Source organism: Streptomyces sp. NPDC058470, assembly GCF_042721055.1.
Classification (GTDB): domain Bacteria; phylum Actinomycetota; class Actinomycetes; order Streptomycetales; family Streptomycetaceae; genus Streptomyces.
Map to the genome: position 1 here is coordinate 281938 of NZ_JBHXMF010000001.1, position 14477 is coordinate 296414.

Below are 14477 nucleotides of genomic sequence, written 5' to 3' on the forward strand. Positions count from 1 at the left end.
CGACTCGGCAGCAGCACGCAGCAGAACCCCCAAGAAGTCAGCCACAAGGAGACCGAACCGTGAAGAGCGCCGTGGAGACCCTGAACCCGACTCGGGTTCGGCTCAGCATCGAGGTGCCCTTCGAGGAGCTCAAGGACAGCCTCGACGCGGCGTACAAGAAGATCAACCAGCAGGTCACGGTGAAGGGGTTCCGGAAGGGCAAGATCCCGGCCCGCGTCATCGACCAGCGGTTCGGTCGCGGCGCCGTGCTGGAGGAGGCCGTCAACGACGCGCTCCCGAAGTTCTACACCGAAGCGGTCAACGAGGCTGAGCTGAACGTCCTCGGCCAGCCCGAGGTCGACATCACCGAGCTGAAGGACGGCGAGACGCTGAACTTCACCGCCGAGGTCGATGTCCGCCCGACGATCGAGATCCCGGACTACGCCGGCATCGAGGTCGAGGTCGACGCCGTCGAGGTCAGCGACGAGGACGTCGAGAAGGCCGTCACCGAGCTGCGCGAGCGCTTCGCCTCGACCTCCCCGGTCGAGCGCGCCGCCCAGGAAGGCGACGTCGTCACCCTCGACCTGGAGGCCAAGGTCGACGGCGAGGTGCTGGAGGACGGCATCGCCTCCGACGTCTCGTACACCATCGGTTCCGGCGAGCTGCTCGACGGCATCGACGAGGCCGTGAAGGGCCTGGAGGCCGGTGGCGAGGCCACCTTCGCCTCCGAGCTCAAGGGCGGCTCGGCGGCCGGCCAGGAGGCCGAGGTCACCGTCAAGGTCAGCCAGGTCGCCGCGCGCGAACTGCCCGAGCTGGATGACGACTTCGCGCAGCTCGCCTCCGAGTTCGACACCCTCGAGGAGCTCAGGGCGGACAGCCGCAAGCGCCTGGAGAACATGAAGCAGTACGACCAGGCCACGCAGGCCCAGGAGCGCGTCCTGGAGAAGCTGCTCGAGCTGGTCGAGGTCCCGGTCCCCGAGAAGCTGCTCGCGGACGAGATCAACACCCGTAAGCACAACCTCGAGCACCACCAGCTCGGTCAGATGGGCCTCGACATCGAGAAGTACCTCGAGATCCAGGGCAAGACGGCCGAGGAGTTCGACGCGGAGACCGAGGAAGCCGCGGTCAAGGGCATCAAGACGCAGTTCGTCCTGGACGAGCTCGTCAACAAGGAGAAGCTGAGCGTCAACCAGGAGGAGCTCACCGAGCACCTCATGCGGCGCGCGGCCTCCTCCGGCATGTCCCCCGACCAGTTCGCCCAGGCCGTCGTCGAAGGCGGCCAGGTCCCGATGCTGGTCGGCGAGGTCGCCCGCGGCAAGGCCCTCGCGGTCGTCGTCGAGTCCGCCGTCGTCAAGGACGCCAACGGCGAGATCGTCGACCTGGACGATGACGAGGAGGAGACCGAGGTTGCGGCCGAGGCCGCCGCCGAGGTCACGGACGGCGACGCCGCCGAGGAGAAGACCGAGGCCTGACATCCTCGCCCAGTACGCCACGACGGGCCCCCGGGGACTTCTTGTCCCCGGGGGCCCGTCGCTTTCAGGGGCGCGGGGAACTCCGCGAGCAACCCACGACAAGCCGTACCCGCCGACGGACCGCCCGTGGCGGAATGCGCCCGCGGCCCGAGCTCAAAGTTCCCCGCACCCCTGGAAGAGCCCCGCTGAACCCCCGCTCAAGCCGACGCCACGCATGCGCTCACAGCGAACAGTTCCCCCTCCGGGATTCCCCGGAGGGACCCGCGCGTTAGGGTCCATGAAGACGAGGGCAGGGAGTCCCCGAAGCCGCCCGGAGGCGGTGTACAGCCGCTCCCATGGCGGTGCGTACCGGGGTCCCACGCCCCAGCCGAAGACGTGAGACGGCCCGGCGCCGTCGTAAGACGAGCAGGTGGATACGTGACGAATCTGATGCCCACAGCTGCCGGCGACCCTATCGGTGGTGGCCTCGGTGACCAGGTCTACAACCGGCTGCTCGGCGAGCGGATCATCTTCCTCGGCCAGGCGGTCGACGACGACATCGCCAACAAGATCACCGCGCAGTTGCTGCTCCTTGCCTCCGACCCGGAGAAGGACATTTTCCTCTACATCAACAGCCCCGGCGGCTCGATCACTGCCGGTATGGCGATCTACGACACCATGCAGTACATCAAGAACGACGTGGTGACGATCGCCATGGGCATGGCGGCCTCGATGGGCCAGTTCCTGCTCAGCGCCGGCACCCCCGGCAAGCGCTTCGCGCTGCCGAACGCCGAGATCCTGATCCACCAGCCCTCGGCCGGCCTCGCCGGCTCCGCGTCGGACATCAAGATCCACGCCGAGCGGCTGCTGCACACCAAGAAGCGCATGGCGGAACTGACCGCGTTCCATACCGGCCAGACCATGGAGCAGATCACCCGCGACTCGGACCGCGACCGCTGGTTCGACCCGGTCGAGGCCAAGGCGTACGGCCTCATCGACGACATCATGCCCACCGCGTCCGCCATGCCGGGCGGCGGCGGCACCGGGGCGGCGTAAGCCCCACAGCGCCCCTCAGGGCGGCGCGGGCCTCTCACCGCCCTCAGGGGTGGCGTAGGCGCCCCAGCGCCTTCAGCCGACCGCCACAGCCCTTTTCAGGCTCTTCAGGAGACACAGTGAACGACTTCCCCGGCAGCGGCCTCTTCGCCCGCACGCAGGCCGAGTACACCGGTCCTCGCGCGGAGTCCCGCTACATCATCCCGCGCTTCGTCGAGCGCACCTCGCAGGGCGTGCGTGAGTACGACCCGTACGCGAAGTTGTTCGAGGAGCGTGTGATCTTCCTCGGCGTGCAGATCGACGACGCCTCCGCCAACGACGTCATGGCGCAGCTGCTGTGCCTGGAGTCGATGGACCCCGACCGTGACATCTCGGTCTACATCAACAGCCCCGGTGGCTCATTCACGGCGCTCACGGCCATCTACGACACGATGCAGTTCGTGAAGCCGGACGTCCAGACGGTCTGCATGGGCCAGGCCGCCTCGGCCGCCGCGATCCTGCTGGCCGCCGGTACGCCGGGCAAGCGCATGGCTCTTCCGAATGCGCGCGTTCTGATCCACCAGCCGTACAGTGAGACCGGCCGCGGGCAGGTCTCCGACCTCGAAATCGCTGCGAACGAAATCCTCCGGATGCGTGCGCAGCTGGAAGACATGCTGGCCAAGCACTCGACCACGCCGATCGAGAAGATCCGCGAGGACATCGAGCGCGACAAGATCCTCACGGCTGAGGACGCGCTGGCGTACGGCCTGATCGACCAGATCATCTCCACCCGGAAGATGAACAACAACGCGGTCGTCTGACGTATCCCTGTAGCATCTGCCGCTCCTTGGCGCGGTTCACGACAAAGTGAACCGCGCCAAGGGGGGCCCGAACGGGGGGCTAGGCAAGGTACCGTCGGACATAAGGCAGCACCAGGAGCCGCTGGACCTAGGCGTCTCCCAGGCGAAGGGGAAGCACACCGTGGCACGCATCGGTGACGGCGGCGATCTGCTCAAGTGCTCGTTCTGTGGCAAGAGCCAGAAGCAGGTCAAGAAGCTCATCGCAGGCCCTGGTGTGTACATCTGCGACGAGTGCATCGATCTCTGCAACGAGATCATCGAGGAAGAACTGGCGGAGACGAGCGAGGTGCGCTGGGAGGAACTTCCCAAGCCCCGCGAGATCTACGAGTTCCTCGAGGGGTACGTCGTAGGCCAGGAGCCGGCCAAGAAGGCGCTCTCGGTCGCGGTGTACAACCACTACAAGCGCGTCCAGGCCGGTGAGAACAGCGCGGGGCAGAACCGCGAGGACGCCATCGAGTTGGCGAAGTCCAACATCCTGCTCCTCGGCCCGACAGGTTCGGGCAAGACACTCCTCGCCCAGACCCTGGCCCGCATGCTGAACGTCCCGTTCGCCATCGCCGACGCGACGGCGCTGACGGAGGCGGGGTACGTCGGCGAGGACGTCGAGAACATTCTGCTGAAGCTCATCCAGGCAGCGGACTACGACGTCAAGAAGGCCGAGACCGGCATCATCTACATCGATGAGATCGACAAGGTCGCGCGGAAGAGCGAGAACCCCTCGATCACCCGCGACGTGTCCGGCGAGGGAGTCCAGCAGGCCCTGCTGAAGATCCTCGAAGGCACCACGGCCTCGGTCCCGCCGCAGGGCGGACGCAAGCACCCGCACCAGGAGTTCATCCAGATCGACACGACGAACGTCCTGTTCATCGTGGGCGGCGCCTTCTCGGGCCTGGAGAAGCTCATCGAGTCGCGGGCGGGAGCGAAGGGCATCGGCTTCGGCGCGACGATCCGTTCGAAAATCGAACTCGAAGCCAAGGACCAGTTCGAGGACGTCATGCCCGAGGACCTGGTCAAGTTCGGCATGATCCCCGAGTTCATCGGCCGCCTCCCGGTCATCACCTCGGTCCACAACCTGGACCGCGAGGCCCTCCTCCAGATCCTCGTCGAGCCTCGCAACGCACTGGTGAAGCAGTACCAGCGTCTCTTCGAACTCGACGGCGTGGAGCTGGACTTCGAGGGCGAGGCCCTCGAAGCCATCGCCGACCAGGCCATCCTCCGCAAGACCGGCGCCCGCGGCCTGCGCGCCATCATGGAGGAAGTCCTCATGTCCGTGATGTACGAGGTCCCGTCCCGCAAGGACGTGGCCCGCGTCGTCATCACCTCGGAGGTCGTCCGCTCGAACGTGAACCCGACGCTGATCCCGAGGGACGCCCGCGGCCGCGGCCCGGGGGAGCAGAAGACGGCGTAACCGCCGCGCACACCAACACCGAAGGGGCCCCCGTCAACTGACCGGGGCCCCTTCGGCGTTGAGGCGCTGACGCGACGGCGTCAGATCTTGACGCGCACGTCCGTGCGGAACTTGGCCGTGAGCTCGGCGGCTGCTTCGAGGTCGGCGCTCTTACCCGCCATGGCGCTGGCCATGTCGATGTTGATGATGACGCCGAGCGTGCTGTGGTCACCCCAGATGCACACCGGCACGCTGATCTCCGAGGGGCCGGAGGCCCCGGTGTCGTCCTTGAGCTTGGTCTCCTGGCACTTCAGGACCGCGCCGTCGAGACCGCTGGGCGTGTAGCTCTTCGGGCTGCCCACGGCCTGGCCCTCGTCCGGGTTCTCCGCGGCGCCGTCCTTCATGTCGGCGAACATGGCGTCGACGACCTTCTCCGGGTCTTCGATCTCGCCGTAGACGCCCATGAAGTTGACCATCTGCAGGGCCAGCGGGTTGCTCTCGTCCCCGGCCTGGTAACCCGCGTGGACATCCTTGGCACCCTTGACGCCGTTCTTCTCGGCGTCCTTGACGTCGCTCTCGTCGAAGCCGCCGCTGTCGGCATCATCGGCCTTCTTGTACTCACCGTTGAGCACCGTCGCCGGCGTCGTCAGCTTGTGCGCCCCGTCGTCCGCGACATCCGAGCCGCCGCCGTCGCTGCCGCCGATGACCAGGTACGCCCCCACGGCGATCGCGGCCACGACGGCCACCGCGCCAATGATGAGGCCCGTCTTCTTGCCGCCGCCACCCGGCGGGGGCGGCTGCGGGGCGCCGTAGGGCTGCTGGCCGTACGGGGGCTGGCCGTAGGGGGGCTGGCCGTAGGGCGGTGTCTGCGGCGGGACGCCCGGGGCACCCTGCTGGGGGTAGCCGTAGCCGGGCTGTGCGGGGGGAGCCTGCTGCGGGTAGCCATAACCGGGCTGGGGGGCGGCCTGCGGCTGCTGCGGCTGCTGGCCGTAGGGGCCCGGCTGACCGTACGGTCCGGGCTGCTGGGGCTGCCCGCCGTACGGGCCCGGCTGGTTGTAGCTCATTACTGGGGTTCCCCCTCCAGATGCTTATGTGTTCCTGACATCCTGGCGTACAGGTCACGGAGCCAGGTCCTCGGGGGTCGCACCGTTACGAACAAACGCGTTTCGGGACACCCCCGTGACGCCTCTAAACTGACCCCGTGACCGACAACGCTCAGCAGCAGCCGCCAGCGCCCACCTCCGAACTGCCGACCCAGTACGCGCCGGCCGAGGTAGAGGGGAAGCTGTACGAGCGCTGGGTCGAGCGGGGTTACTTCGCCGCCGACGCGAAGAGCGACAAGCCCGCGTACACCATCGTCATCCCGCCGCCGAACGTCACCGGGTCGCTGCACCTGGGGCATGCCTTCCAGCACACGCTCATGGACGCGCTGACGCGTCGTAAGCGCATGCAGGGCTTCGAGGCGCTGTGGCTGCCGGGGATGGACCACGCCGGTATCGCCACCCAGAACAAGGTCGAGCAGCAGCTCGCCGAGGAGGGCAAGTCGCGGCAGGACCTCGGCCGTGAGGCGTTCGTCGAGCGCGTCTGGCAGTGGAAGGAAGAGTACGGCGGCAAGATCCTCGGGCAGATGCGCCGGCTCGGGGACGGCGTGGACTGGTCGCGGGAGCGGTTCACCATGGACGAGGGGCTGTCGCAGGCCGTCCAGACCATCTTCAAGAAGCTGTACGACGACGAGTTGATCTACCGCGCCGAGCGCATCATCAACTGGTGTCCCCGCTGTCTGACCGCGATCTCCGACATCGAGGTCGAGTACCAGGAGGACGACGGCGAGCTCGTCTCCATCAAGTACGGGGAGGGCGACGAGACCCTCGTGGTCGCGACCACCCGCGCCGAGACCATGCTCGGCGACACCGCCGTCGCCGTTCACCCCGACGACGAGCGCTACAGGCATCTGGTGGGCAGGCGCATCAAGTTGCCCCTCACCGACCGCACCATCCCCGTCGTCGCCGACACCCACGTCGACCCCGAGTTCGGCACCGGCGCCGTCAAGGTCACCCCCGCCCACGACCCGAACGACTTCGCCATCGGCCAGCGCCACGGCCTGGAGTCGATCACCGTCATGGACGAGCGGGCGGTCATCACCGTCCACGGCCCCTTCCAGGGACTCGACCGTTTCGAGGCCCGCTCCGCCATCGTCGGCGCGCTGCGCTCGCAGGGCCGGATCGTCGCCGAGAAGCGCCCGTACGCCCACTCCGTGGGCCACTGCTCGCGCTGCCGCACGACCGTCGAGCCGCGCCTGTCCATGCAGTGGTGGGTCAAGGTCGGCCCGCTCGCCCAGGCCGCCGGTGACGCCGTCCGTGACGGCCGGGTCGCGATCCACCCCGCCGACATGTCGAAGCGCTACTTCGACTGGGTCGACAACATGCACGACTGGTGCATCTCACGGCAGTTGTGGTGGGGCCACCGGATCCCCGTCTGGTACGGCCCCGACGGCGAGGTCGTCTGCGTCGGCCCCGACGAGGAGCCGCCGAGTGGCGAGGGCTGGACCCAGGACACCGACGTCCTCGACACCTGGTTCTCGTCCGGCCTGTGGCCGTTCTCCACGCTCGGCTGGCCCGAACGGACCCCGGACCTGGAGAAGTTCTACTCGACCGACGTCCTCCTCACCGGCCACGACATCATCTTCTTCTGGGTCGCCCGGATGATGATGTTCGGCCTGTACGCGATGGACGGCGAGGTCCCCTTCAAGACCATCGCCCTGACCGGCCTGGTCCGCGACGAGCGCGGCAAGAAGATGTCGAAGTCCTTCGGCAACGTCGTCGACCCGCTCGACTGGATGGACAAGTACGGCTCCGACGCCGTCCGCTTCACCCTCGCCCGCGGCGCCAACCCCGGCACCGACGTGCCGATCGGCGAGGACTGGGTCCAGGCCTCCCGGAACTTCGCCAACAAGATCTGGAACGCCACGCGCTTCGCGCTGATGAACGGCGCGACGGTCGAGGGCCCGCTGCCGGAGCCGTCGAAGCTGTCGGCGACCGACCGGTGGATCCTGTCCCGGCTGAACAAGACCGTCGCCGAAGTCGACGCGTTCTACGACGACTTCCAGTTCGCCAAGCTGTCCGACTCGCTCTACCACTTCGCGTGGGACGAGGTCTTCGACTGGTACGTCGAGCTGTCGAAGACGACGTTCATGGCGGGCGGCGAGCCGGCGAAGGTGTCGGGCCGGGTCCTCGGTGAGGTCCTGGACGTGACGCTTCGTCTCCTTCACCCGGTCGTCCCGTTCGTGACGGAGACGCTCTGGACCACCCTCACGGGCGGTGAGTCCGTCGTGGTCGCCGAGTGGCCGAAGGACAGCGGCTTCCGTGACGACGCCGCCGAGCGGGAGATCGAGACGCTCCAGCAGGTCATCACCGAGGTCCGGCGCTTCCGTGCCGACCAGGGGTTGCAGCCCGGTCAGCGGGTGCCGGCCAGGCTTGCCCTCGACGGGACCGCGCTGGCCCCGCACGAGGCGGCCATCCGGCAGCTGCTGCGTCTTCAGCCGGAGGGTGAGGGCTTCTCGGCCACGGCGACCCTGCCGGTCGGTGGCGCCGCTGTCGCGCTCGACCTCTCCGGCACGATCGATGTCGCCGCGGAGCGCAAGCGGCTCGCCAAGGACCTTGCCGCCGCCGAGAAGGAGAAGGCCCAGGCGCACGGCAAGCTCGGCAACGAGGCGTTTCTCGCCAAGGCGCCGGACCAGGTGGTCGAGAAGATCCGCACCCGGCTCGCCAAGGCGGACGAGGACATCGCCCGGATCAAGGAGCAGCTGGAGCGGTTGCCGCAGGCGTGACCGGGCGGGGGCGGGGCGGGGTAGGCAGTTTCCGCCCCCTCCGCCCCTACCCTGCCCGTCCCTGGGGGCTCCGCCCCCAGACCCCCGGATCGCGCTGAACGCGCTCGTCCTCAAACGCCGGACGGGCTGAAAGATCTCCGGCCCGAGGCTGGAAGATTTCAGCCCCTCCGTAGACTGACCCCGTGAGCCAGCACCCCCCGCACGACAGCAGCGAGTCAGAACCGCCGGATCCGTTGGGTCTCTTCGAGGAGATCGTCGAGGCCGAGACCGGCCGCGACCCCGATCTCGCGGTGATCGAGGCCGGCAGCCGAACCCTGCGTACCCAGGGCGTCGGCGGACCGGAGGCCGACGTACCCGGCCGCCCGGCCGACCCCGAGACCGACAAGGCACTCCGCGAGGTGGAGGCCGAGCTCGCGACGCGCTGGGGCGAGACGAAGCTGGAGCCGTCCGTCAGCAGGATCGCCGCGCTGGTGGACGTGTTGGGTGAGCCGCAGCGGGCGTACCCGTCGATCCACATCACGGGGACGAACGGCAAGACGTCCTCGGCCCGCATGATCGAGGCGCTGCTCGGCGCCTTCGACCTGCGCACCGGCCGGTACACCAGCCCCCACGTGCAGTCGGTCACCGAGCGGATCAGCCTCAACGGAGCGTCGATCTCCGCCGAGCGGTTCATCGAGACGTACAACGACATCAAGCCCTACATCGAGATGGTCGACGCTCAGCAGGAGTACCGGCTGTCGTTCTTCGAGGTGCTGACCGGCATGGCGTACGCGGCCTTCGCCGACGCGCCGGTCGACGTCGCCGTCGTCGAGGTCGGCATGGGCGGGAGCTGGGACGCCACCAACGTGATCGACGGGGCTGTCGCCGTCATCACCCCCATCGACCTCGACCACACCGACAGGCTGGGCGGGACGCCCGGCGAGATCGCCGTGGAGAAGGCCGGCATCGTCAAGCAGGGCGCGACCGTGATTCTGGCGCAGCAGCCGGTGGACGCGGCGCAGGTGCTGTTGAAGAAGGCCGTCGAGGTGGACGCGACGGTGGCCAGGGAAGGGCTGGAGTTCGGGGTGGTCGCGCGGCACGTCGCCGTCGGCGGGCAGTTGGTCACCTTGCGCGGGCTCGGCGGGGAGTACGAGGAGATCTTCCTGCCGCTGCACGGTGCGTACCAGGCGCACAACGCCGCGGTGGCGCTCGCGGCCGTCGAGGCGTTCTTCGGCGTCGGCGCCGGGCAGACCCAGCGGCTCGACATCGACAACATCCGCAAGGCCTTCGCCTCGGTCACCTCGCCGGGCCGTATGGAGGTCGTACGCCGCTCGCCCACCGTCGTGCTGGACGCCGCGCACAATCCTGCGGGGGCCCGTGCCACCGCCGAGGCCGTCAGCGAGGCGTTCGACTTCAGCAGGCTGATCGGTGTGGTGGGCGCGAGCGCGGAGAAGGACGTACGGGGGGTTCTGGAGGCCTTCGAGCCGATCCTCGCCGAAGTGGTCGTCACACAGAACTCCAGTCACCGCGCGATGGACGCGGACGAACTGGCCGGGGTCGCCGTCGAGGTCTTCGGTGACGACCGGGTGCAGGTGGAGCCGCGGCTCGACGACGCCCTGGAGGCCGCGATCACGCTGGCCGAGGAGGAGGGCGAGTACGCCGGCAGTGGTGTGCTGGTCACCGGCTCCGTCATCACCGTCGGCGAGGCCCGGCTGCTGTTGGGGAGGGGATGACGGCTGTGCGTACGCTCTGTGCTTCGACTCTGATCGGTGAGTTCTTCGTCATCGGGTTCGCCGCGCTGGTCGCGATGAAGGATCCCGATCTGACGAACTCCATGGTGTGGACGGTCAGCGGGATCCTGATGGCGCTGAGCATCCTGCTCTGCGGCGTGATCACCCGGCCGGGCGGCCTCCAGCTCGGCTGGGCGCTGCAGATCGCGCTGATCGCCAGTGGCTTCTTCGTGCCGTCGATGTTCATCCTCGGGCTGCTCTTCGCCGCCCTGTGGTGGGCGTCGATCCACTACGGGCGGAAGATCGACGAGGCCAAGGCCCGGTTCGCGGCGCAGGCGCAGGACCCGGCGCAGGCGCAGCCGGGGGGTCACGCGGCGTAGTGGTGGCGGCGTACCCCCGTACCACCTGACACGGCGTAACACCTACCCAGACACGCCCTGTAGCCTCGGTTCCCCGCACACCATGTGATCGAAGGAGCCATCAAGTGAGCCAGCGCACCCTCGTCCTTCTCAAGCCCGACGCCGTCCGTCGCGGCCTGACCGGCGAGATCATCAGCCGTATCGAGCGCAAGGCCGGCTGGCAGATCACCGCGCTGGAGCTGCGGACGCTGGACCAGGACACGCTGGAGCAGCACTACGGCGAGCACAAGGGCAAGCCCTTCTACGAGCCGCTGGTGGAGTTCATGGCCTCGGGGCCGGTCGTGGCGCTCGTCGTCGAGGGCGAGCGGGTCATCGAAGGGGTGCGCGCGCTGGCCGGTCCCACCGACCCGATCGCCGCCGCGCCGGGCTCCATCCGCGGCGATTTCGGTGTGATCGTCCGCGAGAACCTGATCCACGCCTCCGACTCCGAGGAGTCCGCCGAGCGCGAGTTGAAGATCTTCTTTCCCGGCCGCGGCTGAACGAGTGTTGGGGCCGGAGCTTCGGGCCGTAAGTGTCCTGAGCCCCGGACCGTAAGTGTCCTGAGCTACGGGCCGTAAGTATTTCGAGAATCTTTCTGAGGGGGCGTCAGCTCCACTCGGGTGTCTGACCTGGGACGGCCGTGTATTTACGGCCGTCCCGTGGCATATGCGTGCCGATCGGGGGAACGCGTCCCTCCGATGGCCCGTCTCCAGGAGCGGGGCGGCGTCTCATCTGCTGACAATGGCGAAGACCCTCGCGCAGTGTTCGTGCAGGCGCGTCTACGATGTAAGCCTTCACGTCACTGCACCCAACTCGCCGTCCTAAAAAGCCGTCAAGCTCCACTTGGGAAGGCCAGACGAATCCTGATGGGGAACTCAATGTCGTTCATCGGCCGTGACATGGCTGTCGACCTCGGGACCGCCAACACGCTGGTGTACGTCAGGGGTCGCGGGATCGTACTCAACGAGCCGTCCGTCGTCGCGATCAACACCAACACCGGTGGCATTCTCGCGGTCGGCTCCGAAGCGAAGAAGATGATCGGGCGGACCCCCGGCAACATCGTTGCCGTGCGTCCGCTGCGGGATGGTGTCATCGCCGACTTCGAGATCACCGAGCGTATGCTCCGCTACTTCATTCTGAAGATCCACAAGCGGCGCTATCTCGCCCGTCCCCGTGTCGTCGTCTGCGTGCCCTCGGGCATCACGGGCGTCGAGCGCCGTGCCGTCATCGAGGCGTCGTCCCAGGCCGGGGCGCGCCAGGTGCACATCATCGAGGAGCCCATGGCCGCGGCCATCGGTTCCGGCCTGCCGGTCCATGAGGCCACGGGCAACATGGTGGTGGACATCGGCGGCGGCACCACGGAGGTCGCGGTCATCTCGCTCGGCGGCATCGTCACCGCCCAGTCCATCCGCGTCGCGGGCGACGAGCTGGACAACGCGATCATCCAGCACATCAAGAAGGAGTACTCGCTTCTTCTCGGTGAGCGGACTGCCGAACAGATCAAGATCACGATCGGTTCGGCGTACGACCTCGACAACGACGAACACACCGAAATCCGTGGCCGGGACCTCGTGTCCGGGCTGCCCAAGACCGTCGTCATCTCCGCGGCCGAAGTGCGCAAGGCCATCGAGGAACCGGTCAACTCGATCATCGACGCGGTGAAGACGACCCTCGACAAGTGTCCGCCGGAGCTCTCCGGTGACGTGATGGACCGCGGGATCGTTCTGACCGGCGGCGGAGCACTGCTGCGCGGTCTCGACGAGCGGCTGCGTCGCGAGACGGGCATGCCGATCCATATCGCGGAGGACCCGCTGGACAGCGTGGCGCTCGGCGCCGGCAAGTGCGTCGAGGAGTTCGAGGCACTCCAGCAGGTCCTGGACGCCCAGCCGCGCAGATGAGGTAACTCTTCGATTCCGCCGTACGAGGTGAACCCTTCTCGTACGGCGGATCGTTGATATTCAGGAATAAGCTCCCTCATAACATCCTCAACACCCTTGGCATTTCTGCTCGGGGTGCGCCCCTGTTGACGCATCCCGGCCCCTCTCCATCCGACTCACCACCACGACGACTCACCCCGACCCATCCCGAACTCATTCCTGAACCATTCCGACGTAGGAAGGCACGGCCGCCGCACGTGAGGGACACACGAGAGAGCCGGCTGCTCCTGGTGCTGCTGATCGCCATCGCGTTCGCTTTGATCACGGTGGACATCCGCGGTGGCGAGGATTCACCGGTCGACGGTGCCCGGGGGGCCGCCGCCACGGTCTTCGGCCCGATCGAGAACGGGGTGGCCTCCGCGGTCGACCCCGTAGGCAACGCGATCGCGGCGGTCCGCGACTCGGGCGAGCGGCACGACCGCATCGCCCAGCTCGAACAGGACAACGCGGCGCTGAAGGCGAAGCTCGGCAGCGACGACCGCAACAGCAGCCGTCTCGCCCAGCTCGACAAGATGCTGAAGACGGCGGGCGCCGGCCAGTACGGCATCAAGGGCGCCGAGGTCATCGCCATAGGAGCGGCCCAGGGCTTCTCCTGGACCGTGACGATCGACGTGGGCTCCAGCGACGGCGTCACCCGCGACATGACCGTCCTCAACGGAGACGGCCTGGTCGGGCGCGTCACCACGGTCGGCCCGAACACCGCCACCGTGCTGCTCGCCAACGACCCCGACTTCACCGTCGGCACGCGTATGGAGGCCACCGACGAACTCGGCTTCGCCTCCGGACAGGGCGACCAGCCGTTCCGCGTAGAGCTGCTCAACGGCAAGGCCAAGATCAACAAAGGTGACCGGCTGGTCACCTTCGGCTCGCAGGCCGACAGGCCGTTCGTGCCCGGCGTACCCGTCGGTGTCGTCTCCCGCGTCGACCCGTCCGGCGGCGACCTGACCCGCACCATCTACGTCAGGCCGTTCGTCTCGTTCACGAAGCTCGACATCGTCGGAGTCGTCGTCCAGACCCCCGACAAGGACCCGCGCGACGCCGTACTGCCGCCGAAACCCAAGCCAACGCCCACGCCGACGGTGACCGTGACGGTCACCCCCTCGGCGGACGTGCCCGTCGACGGCCAGCTGCAGTAGGAGCCGAATCCCCATGCGTTTCAACCGGATGCTGCTCTCCACCACCCTGGTGGTCGTCGCCCTGGTCATCCAGGTGAGCGTCCTCGCCCGGCTCCACCTCCCGGGCGCCGTCCCCGACCTGCTGCTGCTGACGGTGCTGGCCCTCGCCATGGTCTACGGCCATGTCGGCGGCGCCCTCATCGGCTTCGGCGCCGGACTCCTCGCCGACCTGGCCCCACCCGCCGACCACGCCGCCGGGCGCTACGCCCTGGTGCTGTGCGTCATCGGCTACCTGGCCGGACTGATCAAACCCGACAACGGCCAGCTCAAGTCCGCCACGGGACCGATGGCGGTGGTTGTCGCCGCCGCGATCGGATCCACCCTGATGTACGCCGGTGTCGGCGCCCTCGTCGGCGACACCTCCGCCCGCCATGTGGGCCTCACCGGCCTGCTGTTCAGCGCCGCCCTGTACGACCTGCTGCTCGCCCCCTTCGTGGTCCCGGGGCTGATGGCCCTGGCCAGACGCGCCGAGAACGACCCGCTCGCCGAGGCCGGCTCCGGCGGCAAGTCGGCCGACGTCGCCGCGGGCTGGCTGTCCTCCGGCACGGGGCTGCGCATCGGCAGCCAGCGCGGCGGACTCAGAGTGAAGGCCGCCAAGGCACGGGGTGCCCGGGCGGGTCGCATCAAGGGGGTCAAGCGACTTTGAGCGCGCACCAGTTGGTGGCCTGGTCACACAGGTTCACCGTGTACTCGTATGACTCGTACGCACACTGAGAGGGGGAG

The 14477-nt window shown here is 68.1% G+C and carries 12 protein-coding genes; 11 read left to right on the plus strand and 1 reads right to left on the minus strand.

Annotated elements, in window-relative coordinates; translation table 11 throughout:
- Nucleotides 1–59: 59 nt before the first annotated feature.
- The 4 genes from tig (at nucleotide 60) to clpX (ending at nucleotide 4730) form a co-directional block, all read left to right on the plus strand.
- Complete coding sequence (tig, locus tag ACFWP7_RS01265) at nucleotides 60–1451, plus strand: trigger factor (protein WP_384374024.1); 1392 nt, start codon at nucleotides 60–62, stop codon at nucleotides 1449–1451.
- Nucleotides 1452–1880: 429 nt separating this feature from the next.
- On the plus strand, nucleotides 1881–2486 hold the full coding sequence (locus tag ACFWP7_RS01270) for an ATP-dependent Clp protease proteolytic subunit (protein ID WP_384374138.1): 606 nt from the start codon (nucleotides 1881–1883) through the stop codon (nucleotides 2484–2486).
- 116 nt (nucleotides 2487–2602) lie between these two features.
- On the plus strand, nucleotides 2603–3283 hold the full coding sequence (locus ACFWP7_RS01275) for an ATP-dependent Clp protease proteolytic subunit (RefSeq protein ID WP_365441682.1): 681 nt from the start codon (nucleotides 2603–2605) through the stop codon (nucleotides 3281–3283).
- 160 nt (nucleotides 3284–3443) lie between these two features.
- Complete coding sequence (clpX, locus tag ACFWP7_RS01280) at nucleotides 3444–4730, plus strand: ATP-dependent Clp protease ATP-binding subunit ClpX (protein WP_384374029.1); 1287 nt, start codon at nucleotides 3444–3446, stop codon at nucleotides 4728–4730.
- 80 nt (nucleotides 4731–4810) lie between these two features.
- On the opposite strand, the gene ACFWP7_RS01285 is transcribed toward clpX, so the two are convergent.
- Entirely contained in the window at nucleotides 4811–5773 is a 963-nt protein-coding gene (locus ACFWP7_RS01285) for a hypothetical protein (RefSeq protein ID WP_384374032.1), read from the minus strand.
- A 137-nt stretch (nucleotides 5774–5910) separates the two neighbouring features.
- Between ACFWP7_RS01285 and ACFWP7_RS01290 the strand changes: the two genes are divergently transcribed.
- The 7 genes from ACFWP7_RS01290 to mreD all read left to right on the plus strand — a co-directional run bounded on the left by ACFWP7_RS01290 (nucleotide 5911) and on the right by mreD (nucleotide 14400).
- Nucleotides 5911–8535 (plus strand): valine--tRNA ligase, encoded by a 2625-nt coding sequence (locus ACFWP7_RS01290; RefSeq protein WP_384374035.1) that lies wholly within the window; start codon nucleotides 5911–5913, stop codon nucleotides 8533–8535.
- Between the two features lie 182 nt (nucleotides 8536–8717).
- Entirely contained in the window at nucleotides 8718–10247 is a 1530-nt protein-coding gene (locus ACFWP7_RS01295; protein WP_384374038.1) for a bifunctional folylpolyglutamate synthase/dihydrofolate synthase, read from the plus strand.
- Between the two features lie 5 nt (nucleotides 10248–10252).
- Complete coding sequence (locus ACFWP7_RS01300) at nucleotides 10253–10624, plus strand: DUF4233 domain-containing protein (RefSeq protein ID WP_384374141.1); 372 nt, start codon at nucleotides 10253–10255, stop codon at nucleotides 10622–10624.
- A 104-nt stretch (nucleotides 10625–10728) separates the two neighbouring features.
- Nucleotides 10729–11142 (plus strand): nucleoside-diphosphate kinase, encoded by a 414-nt coding sequence (gene ndk, locus ACFWP7_RS01305; protein ID WP_365441692.1) that lies wholly within the window; start codon nucleotides 10729–10731, stop codon nucleotides 11140–11142.
- A 378-nt stretch (nucleotides 11143–11520) separates the two neighbouring features.
- The gene (locus ACFWP7_RS01310) at nucleotides 11521–12540 is read left to right on the plus strand and encodes a rod shape-determining protein (protein WP_384374042.1); all 1020 of its coding nucleotides are present in this window, start codon (nucleotides 11521–11523) and stop codon (nucleotides 12538–12540) included.
- 236 nt (nucleotides 12541–12776) lie between these two features.
- On the plus strand, nucleotides 12777–13715 hold the full coding sequence (mreC, locus tag ACFWP7_RS01315; RefSeq protein ID WP_384374045.1) for a rod shape-determining protein MreC: 939 nt from the start codon (nucleotides 12777–12779) through the stop codon (nucleotides 13713–13715).
- A 13-nt stretch (nucleotides 13716–13728) separates the two neighbouring features.
- Nucleotides 13729–14400, plus strand: coding sequence for a rod shape-determining protein MreD (mreD, locus tag ACFWP7_RS01320; protein ID WP_384374048.1), 672 nt, complete (start codon nucleotides 13729–13731; stop codon nucleotides 14398–14400).
- The last annotated feature ends 77 nt before the right edge of the window (nucleotides 14401–14477 follow it).

What these genes read in the sequence shown, in the direction of transcription:
- ACFWP7_RS01270 (WP_384374138.1), top strand. Translation starts at nt 1,881, where the DNA reads ATGCCCACAGCTGCCGGCGACCCTATCGGTGGTGGCCTCGGTGACCAG.
- ACFWP7_RS01285 (WP_384374032.1), bottom strand. Translation starts at nt 5,773, where the DNA reads ATGAGCTACAACCAGCCGGGCCCGTACGGCGGGCAGCCCCAGCAGCCC.
- ACFWP7_RS01310 (WP_384374042.1), top strand. Translation starts at nt 11,521, where the DNA reads ATGTCGTTCATCGGCCGTGACATGGCTGTCGACCTCGGGACCGCCAAC.
- mreD (WP_384374048.1), top strand. Translation starts at nt 13,729, where the DNA reads ATGCGTTTCAACCGGATGCTGCTCTCCACCACCCTGGTGGTCGTCGCC.